This is a genomic window from Paraburkholderia graminis C4D1M, assembly GCF_000172415.1.
GTDB lineage: Bacteria > Pseudomonadota > Gammaproteobacteria > Burkholderiales > Burkholderiaceae > Paraburkholderia > Paraburkholderia graminis.
This window is the reverse complement of the sequence record NZ_ABLD01000003.1, coordinates 508,086-528,488: the sequence shown is the minus strand read 5'-3', so window position 1 is coordinate 528,488 and position 20,403 is coordinate 508,086. Positions and strand designations below refer to the sequence as shown.

Here is a 20,403-nt window from a genome sequence, read left to right as displayed (position 1 = left end):
GAAGGGAGCCGACTGACACGCGCTCAATTCGGGTCTATCGTCCCGCGAAGGCCACCTTGCGGCCTGTAGCGATTGCCAGTACAGTAACTATACGTATATTTTTTATGCGCGTCAACTTTCTATACGGACTATGACAGATCAACCCAAGCACCGCCGCCCTAATCCGAGCGCCAAGTTCTCAAGCCAAGCGAAAGGAAGCGACGGAGTAATAGATGCAATCCCGGAAGTTGGCTCTCGTCCGAGCAAGAAGCAGCGGTCCGAGAGTAGCGATTTGGGGCAAGTCAAGTGGAGCCAAGAGCGCCGACTACAGTTCGTCGATTTCCGGCTGCAGTGGGAGGGCAGGATCAACCGTAAGGACGTGACTGAGTTCTTTAAGATCTCAGTGCCCCAAGCGTCGGCTGACATCGCGCTCTATGTCGAGCTTGCACCTGGCAATTTGCAGTACGACACCAGTTCGCGGACGTACGTCGCTTCGGCTAGCTTTACCCCGCTCTTTGAGTCCAGTGGACCAAGGCAATACCTGTCACAGTTGCTAGCGCTCGAGCGAAAAATACTGATTGATGAACAAACGTTCTTGTCATTCCGTCCACCCGTGGCTTCTGTTCCCATTCCCTCGAGAACGATCGAATCGACGACGCTGGCTCTCATGCTTCGAGCGATTGCAGAGCGAGCCATGCTAGAGATTCGATACCAGTCAATCGCTCGCGACGAGGAGCCGACGCGGTACATCAGCCCTCATGCATTTGGATACGACGGCGTACGTTGGCACGTGCGCGCTTACTGCCATCTGCGCAAGGGCTTCAGGGATTTTGTTTTCGGACGGATCCTGTCGGCGGGACGGCTGATGGCAACTATCATCGACCCGGCTGATGACCGGGAGTGGAGCACCTACGTCAAAATCGTTTTGACGCCTGATGCCTCGCTTACCTCCGAACAACGCCGAGGTGTTGAGATCGATTACGGTATGAGCGGCGGCAAAGTAACAATCGACTGTCGCCAGGCGATGCTGTTTTACACTTTGCGAACGCTCAACTTCGAGGTAAATGGCTTACCCCGGAAGGGTGAGCGGCAACTTGTTATTGCCAACCTTAAAGATATCAAGCCTTTTTTACCCAACCCGGGGCAGGCCTAACTATGAGAGCAGCCGACCACACGGAGATTCGCTGGCATGCAGCACGCTCGGCTGCTTGAACTGAGCGCTCGGGCCGCATGAAAGAACCCAGGGAAATTTAACGTCGCAGACTGTAGTTGTGGTCCTTACCAATGCCGGGCGGATAAGGTCAAGGAAGGAAAACATACGAATTGGAGTGCTAAGGAACGGTATCCGTGATCAGTCTGACCAAAAACGACAAGAGAACACGCGTCTGATTTTCAAATCGATCTTGGCGCTGCGGTGGAAGAGAGCGCATTTTCTCGTTTAAGACGACTTCTTTGCTCATTTGGAAGGCGTCACTACCGCAAGGTCACGGTCGACAGGGCCATGCCGATAAAGGTCCTCGTCAAAAACATCTGTCGCATCTAGGGCTTCGAGATGCGCGAGGCTATTCCTCAATCGCTTGAGCTTGTTCGCTGTCAACCGGATCGCATTGCTTAACTGACGAGTGTTCGCCACGTGGGACAATGGTCCAATCTCCATGTCGTCAAGATCATCGTACGTCGTGCCGTCAACCGTCATCGGCATAGATACCAAGCCGCGCATGCGGCGAACGAGAATTCGACGCTGCAACTCTAGAGCTGGGAGCACCTCCGCTGCCTGCGCTGCCCATAAACGCATTGTCAGTTCCTGGTGCACATCGCCTTCTCGGACGACGATGAACGGATGAACACATTCTACGTCGTCAAAGCGCTGTATTCCTCCAGACTCCCATGTTCGTGTCAGACTATCCGGCATTCCGAGTTCCCGGATGGCTTCACCCAATATCCTTTGAGGTTCCAGCAGACTTTCAGGTTTTTGTTCCGTCAAGAATCGAGCGATCTCAAGATCCCACAATGCTAACCGGCAAATCACCCGAGCCATCAACTTCATTTTGTAGTCGGCTCTAACTACATTCCGGAGCAACGATGTGGTGAACAGCAGCACGTCGATCTCGCCGATCACGTTATCGCACTCGAGTACTCGAAGCGCCGCGCCGCGTTCTGGCATCTCCTGCAGCGGGACCCCTTCGGTTAGCAAGGCCACGAGAGGGCGCTCTATCATCCCTACGCTCCGACTGGCCTGCTCATACTCGTTGAGAAATAGCTTCCAAGCGCGCCACGATGACGACCGCACACCGTGGATCAGTACGACCTGTCCAGGTTTCATACATTGCCGTAGCAACGATACGGTTCGCCGGACCGATCCTCCGTCATCCAGTCCGAGTGCGGCAAAAAGTTGTTCTACGGGAGCACCACCGTCATCGCAGACAGGATGGCAATCCCAACCGTCAGCATGCAACCTCTGTTCCAACGCGCGCGACAGGCTAGGCATGCCGTGCAAAGGCATCGGCATGACGACATTGCTGCCCTCTCTCAGTGCGGCCATAGCCTGATCAAGAAAGTGACCAGGACCCGGAAGACTCCAAAGGCGCATTAGTATTGCAACCTCTTGAGCAATTCGCAGATAAACGGATCGAGGCTCCAGTAGTCACCGCCGTCGCGAACTACCAAACCAAGAAGGTCAGCCCAACGGAGACTTTGCTCCACTTTATCCAGGGCGATCTCTCCAATCTCTGCCAACTCAACTACGGTAGCAGGCTCCCCCCAGCTTGCAAGGGCGTGAAGCACGATCTGCGGATCGTGAATTGTCAAACCGAGACGCTCGGCCCATATCTGTGCATCTTGTGACCCAACAAGAGAACTACTTTTCCTCTCGATGCGTCGTTTCAGCTCACTCTGCTCACCACAGTTACCTACCAATTCCTGAAGCGCGGCGGGCCAGTAGCCCGTCACTTGACGAATCTGATGGCGTGTCTCCTTCTCAGAGGGCAGCTGTTGCTCGGCGAGCCAATGCTTGACGAACTCGTCAGTCCAAGGCAGTAGCGACATCCACGGCACGCGAATTTCGGCGAACGACGCTTTTTCGCTCATCGCACTCCAGAGAGTTAGCGGGTCCGCGAGGAAGATCAAAGAAACAAACTTACTCGGACTTCTGAGCAGATTGAGCTTCTGATCAGCGGCGTCAATCCATCCCGCACTCCAAGGCGCTGTCGACGGAACCACTATCACGGTGTTTCCCTCGGTCTCACGAGCCTTTAATGCCCGATCCAACGATTTGGTAAACGATGAAGTGTCCGGGCAATCATCTAGGACAACGACTCCTGCCGTCTCGCCCACGTAGTCACGTAGCGTTTCAACAACCCCTGTGATGCCTCCGGCACCGTTGCCCGCGAGCGCTGTGACCGTGTTCTCGCGCCGCATCAGCTCACTCAGTTGTTGGTACGTTAGCGGATTGCGTAGGTGACTATTGGGTGCTGCTTTAAGTGGTGGATGGAATGACGCGAGTTCGAACTCGGCCGCAGGCTCCCGATCCTTGATGAGTACAGCCTCGATCTCGTCCTGACTACCCAACAAGAGGAGTACATTCGGATTCCGTAGTGTGTAGTAGCCGTCACGAACCTTGCTGAGCACGCCGAGCTCGACCATTTCGTCAAGAAGGACACGGAAGTCGAGTTCACTCGTGTCTGAAATCCCTCAGGCCACCAGTAGAGTGCCCCACGCTCGCGGATACTCTTCCACTCTAGACCGTCAGCGTGCTCAAACGTACCCCGCAGCGTGGCCAAAGCGATTGCATACGCGACGACCTCGTAACGAGGATCCAACTGCAGGGTCAGCCGGAACTTGGACCGAATTTCATCGCGCAGCGCCCCACTGGAGTAGACACTCTCGATATCGTTATCCGAGATAACGTAACGCGGTCCCAAATTGCGCTGGGCGACAGTCATCCGGGACTGCATATGACGTAGTAAGTGTGAGCAATAAAGCTGAATGAGGCTGGGATAATAGTTCGTCTGCGCGAGAACCCGAATGACTAGACTGCGTGACTCAAATCTGAAACCGGCGGCCGCCATTGGCCGACGTACGAGATCCTCAGCTTCCTTGATTTCGTCTTCGTCAACGAGCGGGCCCACCTTGATGGGCTCGCCGAAGTGAGCGAGAGGATGATTCGCTCTCTCGGTCATCCGAAGCACGTTGTGTAGACCGGCAAAGACCACCTTGAAGCGCCGGGCGGTATCATCCATCAGTTGCTTCAAGCGCCGTGTCTCGGCGAAATCGTTCTTCCCGTCTTGCTCGAAGAAACGGTCCGCTTCATCAAGTAAAAGTAAAATTCGGCGGTCCGAATCTTGACCTAGGAAGTTTCTTAGTTCTTGAACGACTGTATCGATGCTTCCCTTGCGAGATGGATTTGGAATTGGAACCGAGCTATCGAGGACTTTGATAGCTTTTAAATGCTCGGTTAAGCAGGCCCAGAGGTCTCCTGCTTGGCGACTCACCCCAATACCCTCAGCCCGCAAGTCTATCCAGCGCGAGAATCTACCCGCCTCTGGCGCGTGGAACGACTGTTCAGCCCGTCGCAGGAGGGCTGTCTTGCCCAACTGCCGGCCTCCGTAGATGAAGCATCTGCCGTTAAGTCCCTTGACAGCATCGAGTTCAGCGCTTCGCCCGTAAAACATTTCGGGCGGCACAAGTCCTGCTGTGGCGTCGTATGGAGCCGAGTACGCGAATGGTAGTGAAAGCTGGAAAAACCCGGATACCCTTGAGACGGACTGCGCCACTAGATAGACGAGCATGACTTCGTCGATCAGCAGGAACGCCCTGCGCATGCTTTTGGCAAGCCGTGACAGTTCCTTCCACCGGTGATCTGTCATCCGGGCGAGGTACAAAATGATTGTTGCTTTCTGCAGTGTCGAGTCACCCACGAACTGCAAAATGTCTTCCTCTGCCGGTTGGTCCCAAGCGCATATGACGCGGTAGCGTCCTTTCGCCATGGACCCGAAGTGAGGAACGGGACATACAGTGCGGTCTTCCAACGCAGTTATGTCCAGGTTCCAAACCTCCCAGTTGTTCACGCGTTCGTTGGCCGACTGTACTCGCTTGAATGAGAATCCGAGACCACCAAAAAACGCTTCGAGTTGCGCAGCTTCTGCCCGCTTTCGAGACTTCAAGTCAGACCACAAGGCAAACAATCTACCTGCCTGCTCCCGCTGAGCGGTACCCAAGCAATGGAAGTCCAATGGACCGATCTTGTGACCGCTTCGCATCGCCCCCTCTACGATAGCGCGAGCAGGGTTCGACGCCAGCCAACCGTCCACGGCTCGTTCTACCGTAGGGAAGAAATCCGCAAACAGGTCGACCGAGGCATGTCCTTCAGGCCATACCGGCTTGCCTTCACGCAAACGGTGCAACAATTCATTAGCTGTTGCCACGTCACCGAGCGCCAGAACCGTCTCGACCTCGGCAATGCCGGCCTCCGTTACCTCGTTCCGACGAATTTCTGAAAACGACCGCCGCACTTGGTCGGTACGCGTAGTGCGATTCTCCTCTAACGCCTTGCGCACGGAGCTAACGACGGCCAGCGCAGAATCAAACTTGCCAACTTGTTCGGCCTGCGTTTGGCATCGCACGAGTTCCGTTTCAAACTGCCCAAGGTCTTGGTCGTTCAAATATCCGTATGCTCGGCCAACTTCGACTTCACGCCTAGCTTCGTCGATGGCACGCCCTAAGGCCAGCCGCCAAGAATCACGCTCTCGCTTAAGCTCGGTGCTCCAACGCTCAGCTAGCAGCGGGTCAGGGTGATCTTGCACGATCAGCTCTGCGCCAAAAAGGTCGCCACTCTCCAAGCGAGCTTGGTATGCGTCGCTCCAACTCCCGGGTGCTCTCGACCACGCTGAAATTGCGGACAGCACCTCGGCGGGTGCTCCTCTCAACTCCCAGCGCTCAAACAGATGAAGTTCGGGGATCAGCAGAACTTCTCGTGCTAAGGCTTCTGCGGCAGAAGGTTCCGCCGATGGTAGCTGCGCCGCGGGGTCGAACAAGTCCTGCATTGCCCTAAACTCTGAACGCACCACTGACTTTGCAGCCGTAATAAGCCCCCATTTGCATTCTTCACCACTATCCAGCTCAGCGGTTAGCTCGGGCGCAGCTTTATCAAGCGTCAAGCGTACCTCGCTCAGTAAGGCTCGAAGTCGGCTACTGTTTTGTCCACCGGACTCCACCAAGCCAATCCACTTGCGAGCCAGCTGGACCGCTTCACCGGCGCAGCGCTCCAACTGGCTCAACGCACCAGAATGAATTTCTTCGCCCCTCCTCCGACCTAGATCTTTGCGGTCCGTTTCTCGGACCAAACGGAGAAAGCCATCAGGGTCCGATAGATTTGCAACCAGTTGCTTAACTTGGGCCAAATTCTCCGTCTCGTGCGTGGCGACCGGCGAGACTAGCTGATGAATCACGCCTTGTGGCTTTGTCCAATGGCGCCAAACACTAGTTGCTGCGGCAAACTTCATTGTCATAGCCGGAGCATGGGTCTCCAACCACTCACTCGCCCCTTGCTGCAGGCTCTTCAACTCCATTTGAGTGCCGGCCTCGGTGCGTGCAGCTTTGAGTGTTGCGAGCTCGATCCTGAATCCTTGGAGCTTCTCGCTCAAATCTCTGATCTCATTGACGAGACCGTATAGCACAGGGTAGTTGGATAGGTGCAAATATCCCGCTGCCGTTGCCGCACCCATACTTGGAACGAGGACCATTGGGCGCAACGTTGCGGCCACCAATAGCAGGTTCAGCGCGGTATGCCATGCGTGCGGGCCGTTCTGAATGAATGACTCCGGGGAGAGTTCATTGAGATAATTTGGAAGTGCTTCTCTAATCGCCCCATCAGGCAATACAAGCTTGTTGGCAAGAGTCACCGCCGCCAACAATGCCGGCGGGGGCACTTTCAAATCCACGTCCTGTAAAGACAGTGCGTTCGTGAACTGGTATGCAAGACCAAAGTGTTGCGCGCGAAGCAACGTCCAAATAGGTTTGCAACGTTCGCCGGCCTCAACTGAATAGAGATCCTCAAGCGGATCGTGCGTTGGCGTCTGCGCTGTTTTTGTCGGCATGGGAAGCCGGTCGGCTTCCCATGACAGATCTTGTATATCGTCCTCGACGCGCAGTACGACCTCAGGTACTCGTCGAATTTCTCCCGCCTGCGACTTCGCAATTACCGGCGCCTCGTCTTTAAGCTTCTTGAAGTCGACATGGTGCTCATGACTTGTCGCGTGGTCTCCGTCAGTATCTGCCTCGTCTGATGGTCGAAGATCGTCTATCGGTTTGATCAATACCGTAGAGTCGGTACGCTTGTCGTATTTATCGCCGATCGGCTTGGCGCCTTCACTACGATAATCAACGCTATGATCGAACAGTACCTTGAACGGCGAGGCGTATGTCAGCAACTCATCCTCAAGGTGAGAAAGCACGTCTTCTGCATCCAGCAGTTTGCGCTGCTCATCCGCCTTCTGCTTTTCAAGGGTGCGCCTCTCGACTGGAACTCTGATTCCGCGTAACTGAGCAGAGGTGGCGTTCACGGAGGCTTGCAGGCTCTCACGAGCAAGCCACGCCTCCTTGAAACGTTCCGCGCTTGCTTTGACTCGATCGCACACCTTCTCCGCGTCCTCCGTCAATGCGGCCAGGGTGGTGCTATCGGCAGAGACTATTTTCGCAGAATGCCAGCGCGCCAAAATCTGTTGAATGAGTTCGTCCACGAGCCATTGAAGCGATGGTTCCGCCTGCAGCTGCGTACAGGTAGAAAACAATGTGTTGATGGCAACGTCGAATCTTGCATTTAATACAGTATCGTTGAGAGGGATGCTATCGACTGCGAAACGCAATTCGGTACACAGAAATTCGAGGTCCTTCACCGCCTCTACGTTTGGGTGTTGCTTAAGTACATCAAATACAATTGCCAATCGACCAAGTAGTTGGTCCCACATGCGGTGCCAATCATGCTCGGCCACCTTGGGAATATCCGGGCTTGCATTGGCCGGTGAATACGCAGGTTCTTCGGGCACTTCCGCTCCTATATCAGACTTTTTCAGCAGGCCACTAAATTCGTCTTCCAATTCGGTTTGCTGTTTCGATGCTTCTCGCATGAACCAGTCTGTGTAACCGATCGAGGACAAGGAAAATACAGCGTGAGCCAAGTTATTCCGCTGTCGATTTTCCATCGTTCGCCACCGAGTAAGATCATCTAAGACGCGGGGCCAAAGCATAAAAACTCCAAGGGCATGCAGACTTACTCGTGCACCCGATGCCTTCAGTTGATCTAGTATCTGGATCCACTCAGGGCAGGCAGCTGACATTGCAGCTTCGTCATAAACGAGATCTATCCAATGTGGCTCATAAGCTGATAACAGTTGGATGTCAAGCGCCAGCGCATAGGACCTGCTGCCTTGCCACTTTTCATATTCGCTCCTACGTTTGACACACCACCAGAAAACGGAGCAACGAGCAATCGCACTGAGATAGTGAGTGATAACTCGCTGGTCAGAGCGAGGGATACGAGTCACCACATGAGCACGCCAGTCTCCCTTTAGGGGGGCATCTAAATCAATGCTGCGGCGAAGATCTCGGCTTAACCCCGCAGCACGTTGCATAAGAGCTATTACGGCAACGGTGTGACCTTCCGGCACAAGGAGCGATTTGGGCAGTCCGTCTGCCAGACCATTCGTTGAAGGCGGTTCGCTTTGCAAGTCTTTTCCCCGAATAATCTCTCTGTGTGATTTTAACGCTGTCTTATGGTTTATTGGCGAAGCCTTTTTTGCTAACTGTAGCACGATGTAAACCATCGTTTGCATGCAAAATCATATCGGTTCGTCGTCGAATCTCGATTTCCCAGCCGTGGGGCGTTGAGCCAAGCCAGACGACAACATGCGCGTAGTTGCGGCTGAAATTGAATTGTTCAGCCGTGGATTGAGACCTCAGTCGGCGCTGCGTGCAAGTGGGAATGCATGTCAACTGGATTAGCCAAAACCTCGCGTATGTACGCGATCCCAGCTGCTTCCAATGAACAGAATCGGTCATGATCATGCAACCAAACCCTGCCAAAGCTGTGCGCCTTGAAGCTGGGCGGCTACGCTGATGGAAGGAAGAACAATTGACGCGGCGCGGCCAGCCTGAGCTTCGAGGAGCGACGGCCGCCTCTGTTCAACCAGGAAGCCATCTTGTGTGATGATGGGCGCTGGATTGACTGGTCAAGGAGGCGCGCCTCAAGTATCCGCTGGCCGCCATCGAGGACTTCGACATCTGCTCCTGTCGAGCCGTGGACCCGCGCTCGCTCACAGGTCTTGCGCATGGTAGCGACACCGCATTCATAAACCAGAGCGTCGACCACTACTGCAAGGTACATACGCACGCAAGACGCAACTACGAACTCTGCATCGCCGGGTCTCGGTGCTGCGAATCGCGATCATCTTCTGAAAGCGGCCGTTTGGCGGCGATACTGCAGCACAGTGTCGAAGAACTGCAACGACCGAGGGCTCGACGCGTACCATGCCCGCCGCTACGCCGAGTAGCATTACGCAGCGGCGGCCAGAGTTTGTCATTCCGCCTTGGTACCCTCCCTCCTCAGCGCCATTTGCTCAGCTCGGACATCATAGAAGGCATCTCGAACAACCGGATCCTTCAGCGAGAGTCCCAGTTTCTGCAGTTCGGTATGGACAAGCCCGCGCGTGACACCCAGATGGCCTGCGTACAGCGCTCGGACTGTAGCCACAGTCAGAGCTCCACGCTCGCCGGCCCGCTGTTCAACCTGCTCACTCACCCATTTTTTGTGCAACTGCGATATCTGTCGACACGACTCCGGGAACCAGTAGATCAGATAGCGATGGGCATAGCCGATGCGAGCGGCCACCTCCCGCATTGGCAGCTCGGAGTACCCCTGATCAATGATCGCATGCAGTGCCTTGCTGATGTGATCTTTTTCCGGGTGTTTCAGATGCGCCCGCCGTGTCTTTCTGGGCTTTGACGCAATGCCGTGCGGACTGAAGGTTTCGATCGCACCGTTCGTGAGAAATGCCACAGGTGTGGTGCCGAGACTGCGCGTAAGCCTGTAGAACGCTGGGAATGACGGCTTGTGTCGTCCCAGCTTCCAGTTACTGAACGTGCCTTCAGAAAAGCCAAGGATTTTTTCGAATGGCTTGATTTGCCCGCTGCAAAATCTGTCGGCGGTCTCTTCCAGCCTTTCCCAGAAATGTTCGGCGTTCAGCAGATGCTGCGCCGACTGATCGAGCATGATCATCTCGGTGATTGTGTCGATCGCATGTTGCGCATCGTTTGACATGCGCTGCCCTACGGGTTCAGTTGGCTGACTGTCGGGTTGTGCGAGCGACCCGTGGCAATATGAGCAATGGTCGAGAAAATAGTGGCGCGGTATGAAGGGCTGAGTCTTCTGGCAGGCGGGGCACTTCTGTTCAAGCGGAACGTGATGCACCGGACAAAATTGCACGATGGTGGACTGCCAGATGAGCGGGTAATACGGTTCGACATCCGTCTTCCGCCATTCCGCAAAACAGACCGGACACCAGTGAGGGTGCGAATGCAGCATGCGCCTCGACCTATACTGGAAAAGATCGTCCCACCTCAGAAAGGTACATTCGTCGAGACCTGACTGCATGGTGAGCGACTCCAGACTGTCCTTAATCTCGCGTGCGTATTTCCCCAGCCCGTTCATCGTGCTCAGATAGGTCGTGACGAATTTTGCGCTGTGCTTTGTGTAATTGATTTCGCAATCGCGCAGGACTTCCTCCTTGACGAGTACATGCGGCTTGACGTTATGCGCCCGGGCAAGGCGGATGACAAGGCTATGGAGTGCCTCGACCATCGGAGTGCCTTGCGCCTGAGGCGAGATCGAGTACAAACGGCTTCGCCTGGGGGGAACCCATTCATTCTCGTTCCATAGCGACAAAAGAGTATTTTTCATAGGTCAGCCCCCACTTTATCCCTGCTGGGACCCCGTACTCCAGGCTTTTGACGAGAGCGAGCTGGCTTGCTCTGTGATGGAGATGGCTGGTCTGTTGGAAGCGCAAGTGAGGGACGCTGAGCGAACGAGAAATTTCGCGCGAACTCGTCGTCGGAAATGTCAGCTAGCTGTTCTTCGCCGCTCTTCGCTTCATCGAGAATTAGTCGAAGATCCTTCTGTTTGAACCTGTTTTTCTCGATTAGAGCCGCGTCGACGGGCTTGTTCAGATCCACTGCGTCGACGAGGGAACGTTCGAGCCAGTTCTTGAGTATGCCGATACAGCCAACGGAGTACATCAGGAAGTAGTCGCTGTGCTTCAGAAAATCCCGATCCCACTGCACAGGCAAAGCGTGAAGTAACGAATAGAGAGCGCTGCGGAACGAATTGCCGTATGGATTGCCCTTTACCAAATCGGCTTCGGAATATCGCTCGAAGTGCAGGATTCGCGTGCGCCGCGCAAGCTGTCCGTGGAAATTTTCGGTATTTAGAAGGTCATATGACGAACCAATGACGATAGGGATTTTTATGTCGTTGGAGAGCGATTTCACGAGGTCGAGTTGCAACGAGTGGCGCAGGCTTGACCGGGAATAAAACAGGTTTCGACCTTCATCCAGGACGATCACCTTTGTATTCCGGTTGTGCACGCAGTCGAGCAACGAACGACGCAATTCCTCGGCCACGCCACGTGGAGAATAGTTCATCTCTTTGCGCCTACTATCGGGATGCAGTGCATGAGCAGTCTTTCGGTCGACCATCGGCTCCTTCATCGCATTCAGTAGTCGGATAAAGATATCCTTCCAGTTGGCATCCCCGGCGATGGGCGTGGGGAGTTCGAGATAAACGGCAGGTAGCATGGCAGGATCTTTCTCCATCGCAGCCTCAAACGCCACGTTGATGCCGGAAACGAACTGACGCAGGAGTGCAGATTTGCCCACTCCGGTGGGGCCAATAACGGCGATCACTGACTCGTTGCTGCCTGCCGTGCAGATTTTGTTCAGAGCGCCGAACATTTCCTCAACCCTAAGATGGAGAACCCGCTTACGGTTGAACTCGTCAATCATGCGGAATTCGGGGGTGTTGTGAGAGAAAACCTTCATCACAGGTCTCCCAGAAGTTGAGGCACGTACGCATCGAATTCGGCGTCGGTGGCGTCCTGACTTTCGTCCCATGCGGAAGTACTAGTGCACGCGGGTTCAATGACCTCGTTTCGCTCCGCAAGGTTGTCAGCCAGTTCGCGCTGGCGTAGGCGCTGCAGTCCGAGCACTTCGTCGGCTTCGGTCGTGACGAGGAAGTTCGCGAGTCGTTTCGCGTTGAGTGGATAGTGGTGCCCGGCCATACGGTGTTTCGTCCGCAGATACTCGGACGCAATCTGCATTTCTTTCTCGGAGAGGTCTTTGAATACTGGATAACATTCCGATCGGCATTCGTGCCATCGATGGTTGATGTATGCGTATGCTATCCCCATGTTGTACGGGTCGTACCGGACCGGGACGACCTGTCCAAGGGCTACATGGAGGCGTAGGGCAACACATGAGTAATACAGGTAGTTGATCTTGACTCCCCGTGTAGTCACCTTTGACGTTCCCTTGGTGGTCGATGGCAGGCTCAGCAAAATGAACGCTTTCGAGTATGGAATCCTCGCGTGGGAGCGTGTGCCAGATAGCGCGAGACCCTGTGCGTACATTTCATCTGGACTGCAACCGATGGTCGAGTGATGGTTCCGGTGGTAGACCTGCTCGAAATATTGACCAAGGCGGTCAATCAGCTCATGTAGCGTCCAGACCGAAAGTGCAATTGGGTCGACAGACTTCGTCTTCTTTCGGTACTCGCGATCGGCCTGCGTGTTGCCGCGAAGGTTATTGATGAAATCGCTTTGACTGGTGTTGAAAAACACTTCGATGACGCTGCCATCACGCGGCTGAGACGTACGGCGATCAAGCTTGTGGCGCTCGAGAGCCGAAAGAAGCTGATCGAAGTACCTTGACCCGAGATCTTTGCCCTTATCGACAATGATGAACTGGGGAACACGGCCGTGCCGCTTTACGCAGTCACGAATCAACATCATGTTCGATCGGTAAGAGGGTGAGTCGAACGTCACATAGAACGCGAGCACCTTACGGGTATACGCGTCGAGAAGGAGTGTTAGCCATGCGCTCTGGCGGATTGTCTTTCCGTCATTCGACCTGAGCCGCATTGGAAGGGGCGTGTGGTCGATGTGGCCGATGTGGAAGGGGTGTGTGCCGTGTCTTGGCGTTGTATAAGTTAGATATCCGTCGGGAATAGTCGGGATCGGCTCCATCTCGTACGCTACCCGCGCACCGAACCGCTTCATCACCGAGGATCGGGTTGTCAGTCTTCGAATCTCGCGCACGAAGGTGTTGCGGCTGGGCGCCCGCAAGCCTTTCTCCTCGCACTGGACGATCACCTTGCCGAACAATGCGGAATTGGTTTTTTGTCTGGGGTCGACCCAGTCAGTCTGGAAGACGTTCGCGATGATGCCGAGAACATCAGGGTGAATCTTTCTCTCGTGGTTTCCCTGTGTGTTCTGCCAGTTTGGAACCAGACCGAGAAATCCGAATCCTGTCGTACGTTCGGCATGGCGATAGCTTGCAAGCCAATATTGGCGTGCTCGTCGTGAATATTGGCGGGCAGATACACTGATGCTCGGTGAGAACAAGGCGCTGTAACGCGCGTCCGCGACCTTGAGCTGAGCATCACTTGCCTGCTGCAGCATATTTAGTGCTTTTTTTTGAGCAGCGTCATCTTCTGCTGGTTCAATCGGAACGATCTGGCCTTTCCTTGCGAGCGCGTCAAATACGCCGTGCCGCAGGACGATGACGCTGTTGTCACTCACGACATCAGGATCGAGGCAACGACAGGCAATCTCCGTGTCGCCACGATTGATGACTTCCCAATGTTTGCCGTCCCAGCCGAAGCAAGTTCCCGGCAGTAGTGACAGAATGACGTTCTCACGCGGGGCGTTCGTCTTCGATGCGGCGAACACACTGTAAGCCGAAGCGCACGACGCATCGCGAAATACCAGTGCATGTTCGCGATCGGTGATGCGTTGGGCCGTGAGGTCGAAGTAGATCCGGCCTTCGACAACATCGGCGTTGAGGGTATCTGCGATGTCTGGGTTGTCGTTCAGGATGTCGGATACGGTTGCCCATCGCTGTGCGACGAGGTAGTCACGCAGCCTCGCCTGTTTTACAGGGTCACCTTGGGCAGGCTTGATGATGTAGTCGCGCAGGTACTCCAGGTTCTCGATCAGGACCGGATTGTTTTCACTCGCGGGGCGAATCCGGAAAGATGCGCCGTACTCGCTGGTGACATGCTCCTCAGCCGGCGGATAATGCCAGTTACCGCTTTCGTCGACCGAGTAGGCGTGAGGGCGCTTTTGGACCGACCCCGACAGGTCCTTCTCGGTCTTGCATTCGATAAACTCAAAACCGCTCCGGGTGATCCGGAAAAAATCGGGCGTGTAGGTCCAACTGGACCGGCGGCCGTTTGGCAATTGAGCCGTCAGTTGGAGGAACGCTGGCTGGCCATAGAACTCTAGCGTTTCGTCGTCGAAATCCCACGTGACCGCTGCAGAGTACTCCGTGATTTTCGCTTCGCATTCGATCACGAACCCCATCTTGTGACTGGCATAGCGGACACGGTGGCTTCGGCGGCCGCCGTCAACGGCGCGGACAGGCGCGTTCGTTCGGATCCACTGGATTTTCTGGCGATGGGCTTCCGGTGTGCCGAGTTGTTCGAACAACTTGTGAAGTTCGGTATCGGTCAGCATGCGGGCCTCCCGACAGTGATGACTGAGGCAGAATGGCGATTGCAGGGCATGAGGCGGGTCTGGCAGATACCAGTTGCCTCGGCGCGGTGGGATTGAATGAGCCAGCTCATTTGCGTTTCTCCGGCGTAGCCGTCGCCTTGGTGCCTATTTAGGGCGCCATCGGAGACGACAAGGTAAAGAGAGTCCGCTGCCGGAGCGAAATCCGGCAGGAAACGGACGAACGAAGAGATTCCTGTTGACAGACAGGAAAAAACGCGGGATAAATGAGTTGTCCCACCCTAGGACAACGCATTTCCCAAACGGCCCACGCTCTGCCAGGAGCGTGGGCCGTTTGCATTTCCGCACCCTCGACCGTCGTACGTCGAAGGCTGCGTCTCAAAATGGGGTCTGATTTTTCGGCTGCTGGTCCTATACCTCCTGATAGAAAGAAGTTAGCGCGAACGGCATGATGCCTTGATATTAAGGCATCTAATTTATCTGCTTTTTCAATACTTGTGAAATATCTGCTCTTTTCTGAGAGTGTTTTCTGTATCCCTTTGCCACATTAGGTTTGGCGGGGCTGGTTATGTCGTGAATTAAAATCATTTAGTGGCGTGAGCAAAATTCTGTGGATAATTTAAATCAGTGTTCAAGCTGATTTAAATTGTTTGTTTTCTTGGATGAAGGCCGTATGGAATATGGATCGCTGTCTGTCGAGGGGGCGAGGAGGCAGCGGATACGCGCGTTGATGTCAGGAACCGCACCCGACGCGCGGCTCCGGACCAGTGAGCGGTAGCCGGTATGGCCGATACCGTGTTTGCGGGAGTTCCCGGGAGCAGTCGGATTTGCGAGAAGGCGAGATGGCTGGATGCTCGTGAGTAGGTTCGGGCTATCACGGAGTAGGCAGGGCAGATTGCTTGGATGACGGGTGTGCCTGAGCCGAAGTGGCGAATTTGCTCTGATACTGAGATTGCATTTGCGTGGGCGAGTTGTTCCGATACCGTGTGCGCGTCGCGGCTAATGCCGCCTAATGACGACGACACGTTGACCAATGCGTTACTCGAGTACCTAAAGGCGCCGACACCCGGCAGGGTAGTGAGAGTGCCGCGCCGTGGGCAGCACAGATTTGAGCGGATTTCATGGCCGGCTTCCGCGCAATCGTCACAATGGCAGCGCCGGTGCGCGTTACGGCCTGCTAGGTTTTGGTAGAACCACTCGCTTAGCACCATGCCCTAAAGATCATACGAAAGCGGCCGTAAGAATGACTTTCAGTATGGGAGACGCTTTGTGCGCAGGTGGATCATCAAGGCGGTCGACGCCATCGATATGCAAGGTGGGTACCCCGCCTCATTGATTGTCTGTGTCCTGCTTTTTGGCTTGGCCGGAATCATCGACCAGAGTGGTGGATCATTTGCGAAATTTCTCGCACCGGGGTCCTTCATCTACCGATTCAACGCAGGTTTCTTTCTTGCCGCTTATGGAATGGGCGGAAGGAGTGTGGTTAGGTTTGTATGGTTGAGATTTCGGGATGGGCGTAGGTTCTTCGAGCCGACGAAGAACTGCGTTGATCGCTTGATGCAAGTTCTCATGGCTATCGGATTTGTCTATTTGGTGGTGTTCGGAGTCTTGACGTGGTTTGTGGGTTGGAATGGCGCTCGCACTGGCACGGCATTTGGCGTCGGCGTGTTTGCCGGTATCACGATGTACGGGTGGAGTATCGGCAGGTACTTGGACAAGAATGTGCTCAATTGTTCGGACGACAGTGGCCTCGTGCCGATGCAGGATTTTCCAGCATCGGTCGCGACTCCCGCAGATACGGCGAAGTAATGCTTCTAACCCGACGAGCCCCGGTCCTCCGACAGCCTAGGCTGTCGAACCGCTCGTTAGATGTGCCGTAAGCTGGAAAATGGGTTTAGAAGAGACGGTGGTACATGAGAAAAGCTGATTTTTTGAGATGCTAGGACGCACGGCTTAGGTGACTACTCAAACAATCCATCGGGTAGCGGATATGTACCGCCCGTCCGGGTTAATAGATGGGCATCGTCTCTAACGAACAAGTCATGCCGGATTGGTGAGGTGTTTGGTTTAGAAAAATAGCATTCAAACATGCCTCGCTCACCATGTAACCAAACAAAAGGCGAGGCATAGATAATGTCTTTCGTTACTCTGGCGCGTCTCCAATATGCTGAGCAAGTTTCACTATGAGGTTTTGCCAATGTTCGGAAGTGCTGTGGCCCGTATCAAAGACGCATTGACCGATGATCCTCCCTCCCAGTCACTGTCAGAGTATCAAGCGTTTCGTGCGCGACTCATCGCTCGCGACGCAGTTCAGCGTAGGATAGAAGAGGCGTGGGCCGAGGCGTCGGCAGTCGCTGATCCTTGGACTCGCCGGCTGCTGCCGAAAAAAGGACTTGCCTACGGCCGGCACGTAATCAGGGCGTTGCGCATTGAGGCACTTGCAGTACTTGAGATCCGCGCCGTCCGAGAGACTGATGAGACGGTGCCTGAGTGCGTTTACGCAAGGCGTGCGCTGCGCCTGTCGGCAAACGTTTCGCTTCAGTTCACGCGTGCGACGAAGATATTTCTCGGCATCCTTGGCATGTTCATGCCGCTCGTATGGTGGCGCCATGTTGCAACTGGCTTGCGTGTGATCGGCACACTGGAAGGCCGCCAATTGGTATTCAGAAACTACGCGCGGACCATGATGGTCAACCGACCTAGCCTTCAACCTGGGCTGGATTATCTCCTGCGTCACTTCACATCGCCACGTTCTGAAAAAGCGCTCAGCGCCGTCGCACATTTGGATCTTCGGACGGTGCGCAATGCAAGGTTGCTGGGCCTTGACACGGCGGAAGCCCTAAAGGAATTCTGGGATGCATGGCATGGTTTCTCGGCCGAGAAGCTTGCCGTCTTCGCTGAACTCCGAGTGATCCGCACAGCGGAGGAAGTTGCGTGGTTTAGTCCGTGGCGTCATGAACGGCGCGACTCTTCGACGACTCCTGCGGTGGATGCACAGGCGCGACGTTCGATTGCGCGCCTGTTGGCGCTGGGCGTGCCTCGCGAGAGGACGGTCAAGCTGATCGAGTTCTGGCACCGATGCGCGCCAGAGGACCTGAACCGATCTCTTGAGGTGCTTGCCACCCGCGGCTACGACGATGTTGCGCAGATCTTCGAGGCTCTCGGACAAACGCTATGGCGTGCACGAGCGGCGCGCAACTGGGACTTCGTCGTTGACGTTGTGGGCGCGGGCGACATACATCGTATAGCCCTTTTTGATCGGCTGCTGGAAGCTGATACCTTGCCGGACACAGACGCTATCCGTGCCCTTCAGGTCCGCGGTGCCACACTTGATGAGCTCGCGCACGTGCAGACCTTTTTGCTCATGGTTTGCGATCGTCGCAAGGAGCCAACTCGCGTTATTGCGCTGCTGTTAGCGCAACCGCACACACTGAGCATCAAACAACTGGCCGAATGCCGCAGCTACACATCGCACCGGTCGGAGGACGAGCTCGAGCAATTTCTCGATGTTCTCGCGCGACACGGCTTTGGTACGGCCGAGGGTGTCTTGGCCTTTCAGAATATCTACCAGTCGTGGGTCAAGACGTCGAATGTTTCTCGCCTTTTGGCTCTATATCGAGGGCTACGCGACATTTCGAACGATCCACATGACGCTGCGGCATGGGTGGCGGATGTCGGCGAAAAACATCTCGACTCGCTCGAGCTCCTTGTGAAAGCGATGGAAATAACAGATCGCGCGGCGTTTCAGGGGATTCGACCGTTCGCGCGCGTAGCTAAGGCTGTGCTTGCCTGGGTAATTGACGATCGCGGACTTAGGACGATCGAGGCACTCCGCACTTGGCGACGCACGGCGGTTGGAGTCGAACAGGTGGATGACTATGAAGGCAACCCTGTGTTTCAGGTATTGCTCGACGACGCTGACGCCCGTGGGGATTTCGGTCATGTGAATCGGAACATGAGTGCATTCTGGAGCGCGCTTTGGCGCGAGCGCGAGGCGATTATCGGCCGCCCCCGTGCGGGCAATGAAGAGACAGAAATGGGGGCCTACTGGTCACGGGCGCGCGAAACTGAGGCCAACCTTTCCCGGCGGGCGCTGCCGCAGCTACAACACCAACTCCAAGCCACCGGCGGTCTTCTGGCCAGCGGCCTAATTCGTGCCGCCTGGCAAGATGCTCCCACTTATGGACGGGAACTCGCGGCGTTTAACGACGAGGTTGAGGCTCTGCTCAAGGGGCGTGGGCCGGTCGCGGCGGAACTCACTGGGTTACAGGCCGACGCGATCTCAGCCGTCTACGGCATCGACCTTAGTGGGAGCGATGCTTGCTGGGCCGGCGTCGCGGGCCTTCAGCAGCATCTTGCGGGAATGGCGTTGGGGCCTTACACCATGTGCTTCGAGCACCGCCGCATCGAGATGACGGGCCAAATCGATCGTAGGGGGATTGACGCATTGCTTGAGGCATTCGGCTACGGACGGCGTTTTCGCGAAGTAATCGGCGTTGATGCCGGTAGCGCATGGGAGCGCCTTTCACCGAAGCAGATGCGCGAGGGCGAACGCTCGGTGAGTCCGCAAACTCTACACCGCCATCTGGGGGTGCTGCTTGGCGCACTACCCGAAACAATAAGTGACGCGCTCGAGAACGAGGTGGAAATGTTGGGCCTCGAGACGCACGAGCCAGCGCGGCATCAACTGGCAGCTAATCGCATCAAGGACTTCTTCGAGGTCGAGTTAGGTGACCTCCTGCCACAAGCCGCGACAACACTTGCTGCAAAGCTTGATGAGGTTACTACCGACGCGCTCATCCGGCGTCTTGTCGGCACGCCGGTAGAGGCACCGGAGCTGGTGGAACGCGTGAACGAGGCACTCACACAAACTGCCAGACGTGTACGGCAAGTGTACGGTCGCTGGATTCATCAGCAACTCGACGCATTCACGGGTGCAGCATCAGGAGCCGGGGCGCGCGAATACCGCGCTATCGTCTCGAAGCATGGAGCAGCCTACTTCGCGAAGGCTGCCACAAAGATTTGCTCGGCAGACAATGAGCGCATGTGGCGCGAACCTCGCCAGGCTCATTTGCTTGTCTTTGACGAGCCCGGGCGGCGGCTTGTCGCAATGGCAATACTGTACTTCGAATATATCGCGGCGATCGATGCAAAGACGCCCACGCTCGTCATGCGCGCCATCAATACGGTTGCAGATGCAGACAATGGGCACGATGCTGAGTCGATCGTGAGCGCGTTTCTGTCGGTGGGCAAACAAATCGCTGAGGACAACAATCTGGCCGCGTTTGCCGTGCCCGACAACACTGACCAGCACCTGCTCTCGAACCGCAACGACATAGTCGCGGGCATCGAGGCTTGCTACGTCGGTGTCCATACCCGTTATTCCGAGTCTTTCCACCCCGAGTCGAAAGCGAGCATGCCGCCATATGCCGTGAATCTGAGATCAGGAGAACTTTTTTACGGCTACGAGCACGGCCGTGCTCCCGTCCACACTCTCCACGTGTTATGGGTGCCAGCGTGCGAATCTCCCACGCCGATGACGGACGATGCGACAAACGTGGCACGCGCACTCCTCGCCGAAAGTAACTGAGTGTTGATTTGCACTGAATCCTGACCCACCCTACGCAGTAATTTGCATCGAATATTG

Annotated in this window: 9 protein-coding genes; 3 read left to right on the top strand and 6 right to left on the bottom strand. The window is 55.4% G+C overall.

Annotated elements, in window-relative coordinates; all coding sequences use genetic code 11:
- Window positions 1-130 precede the first annotated feature (130 nt).
- Window positions 131-1,132 carry a WYL domain-containing protein gene (locus tag BGRAMDRAFT_RS08045; protein ID WP_083803804.1) on the top strand — a complete coding sequence of 334 codons (1,002 nt, stop codon included), beginning with the start codon at window positions 131-133 and terminating at the stop codon, window positions 1,130-1,132.
- 303 nt (window positions 1,133-1,435) lie between these two features.
- On the opposite strand, the gene BGRAMDRAFT_RS08040 is transcribed toward BGRAMDRAFT_RS08045, so the two are convergent.
- The 6 genes from BGRAMDRAFT_RS08040 to BGRAMDRAFT_RS08015 form a co-directional block, all read right to left on the bottom strand.
- The gene (locus BGRAMDRAFT_RS08040; protein ID WP_232292236.1) at window positions 1,436-2,521 is read right to left on the bottom strand and encodes a hypothetical protein; all 1,086 of its coding nucleotides are present in this window, start codon (window positions 2,519-2,521) and stop codon (window positions 1,436-1,438) included.
- A 47-nt stretch (window positions 2,522-2,568) separates the two neighbouring features.
- Window positions 2,569-3,396, bottom strand: a complete 828-nt coding sequence (locus tag BGRAMDRAFT_RS08035) for a hypothetical protein (protein ID WP_006048206.1) — start codon at window positions 3,394-3,396, stop codon at window positions 2,569-2,571.
- A 23-nt stretch (window positions 3,397-3,419) separates the two neighbouring features.
- Entirely contained in the window at window positions 3,420-8,807 is a 5,388-nt protein-coding gene (locus tag BGRAMDRAFT_RS08030) for an ATP-binding protein (protein WP_006048205.1), read from the bottom strand.
- Between the two features lie 743 nt (window positions 8,808-9,550).
- Window positions 9,551-10,930 (bottom strand): TniQ family protein, encoded by a 1,380-nt coding sequence (locus BGRAMDRAFT_RS08025; RefSeq protein WP_006048204.1) that lies wholly within the window; start codon window positions 10,928-10,930, stop codon window positions 9,551-9,553.
- Window positions 10,927-12,066: a TniB family NTP-binding protein gene (locus BGRAMDRAFT_RS08020; protein WP_006048203.1), complete on the bottom strand. Its 1,140-nt coding sequence runs from the start codon at window positions 12,064-12,066 to the stop codon at window positions 10,927-10,929. The genes BGRAMDRAFT_RS08025 and BGRAMDRAFT_RS08020 overlap by 4 nt, the downstream gene beginning before the upstream one ends.
- Window positions 12,066-14,759, bottom strand: coding sequence for a Mu transposase C-terminal domain-containing protein (locus BGRAMDRAFT_RS08015; RefSeq protein ID WP_006048202.1), 2,694 nt, complete (start codon window positions 14,757-14,759; stop codon window positions 12,066-12,068). The genes BGRAMDRAFT_RS08020 and BGRAMDRAFT_RS08015 overlap by 1 nt, the downstream gene beginning before the upstream one ends.
- A gap of 1,266 nt (window positions 14,760-16,025) precedes the next feature.
- Here BGRAMDRAFT_RS08015 and BGRAMDRAFT_RS08010 point away from each other — a divergent pair.
- On the top strand, window positions 16,026-16,565 hold the full coding sequence (locus BGRAMDRAFT_RS08010) for a hypothetical protein (protein ID WP_006048200.1): 540 nt from the start codon (window positions 16,026-16,028) through the stop codon (window positions 16,563-16,565).
- A 355-nt stretch (window positions 16,566-16,920) separates the two neighbouring features.
- A complete protein-coding gene (locus BGRAMDRAFT_RS08005) occupies window positions 16,921-20,346 on the top strand; it encodes a hypothetical protein (RefSeq protein ID WP_175130940.1) in 3,426 nt (1,141 codons plus the stop codon).
- Window positions 20,347-20,403: the final 57 nt, after the last annotated feature.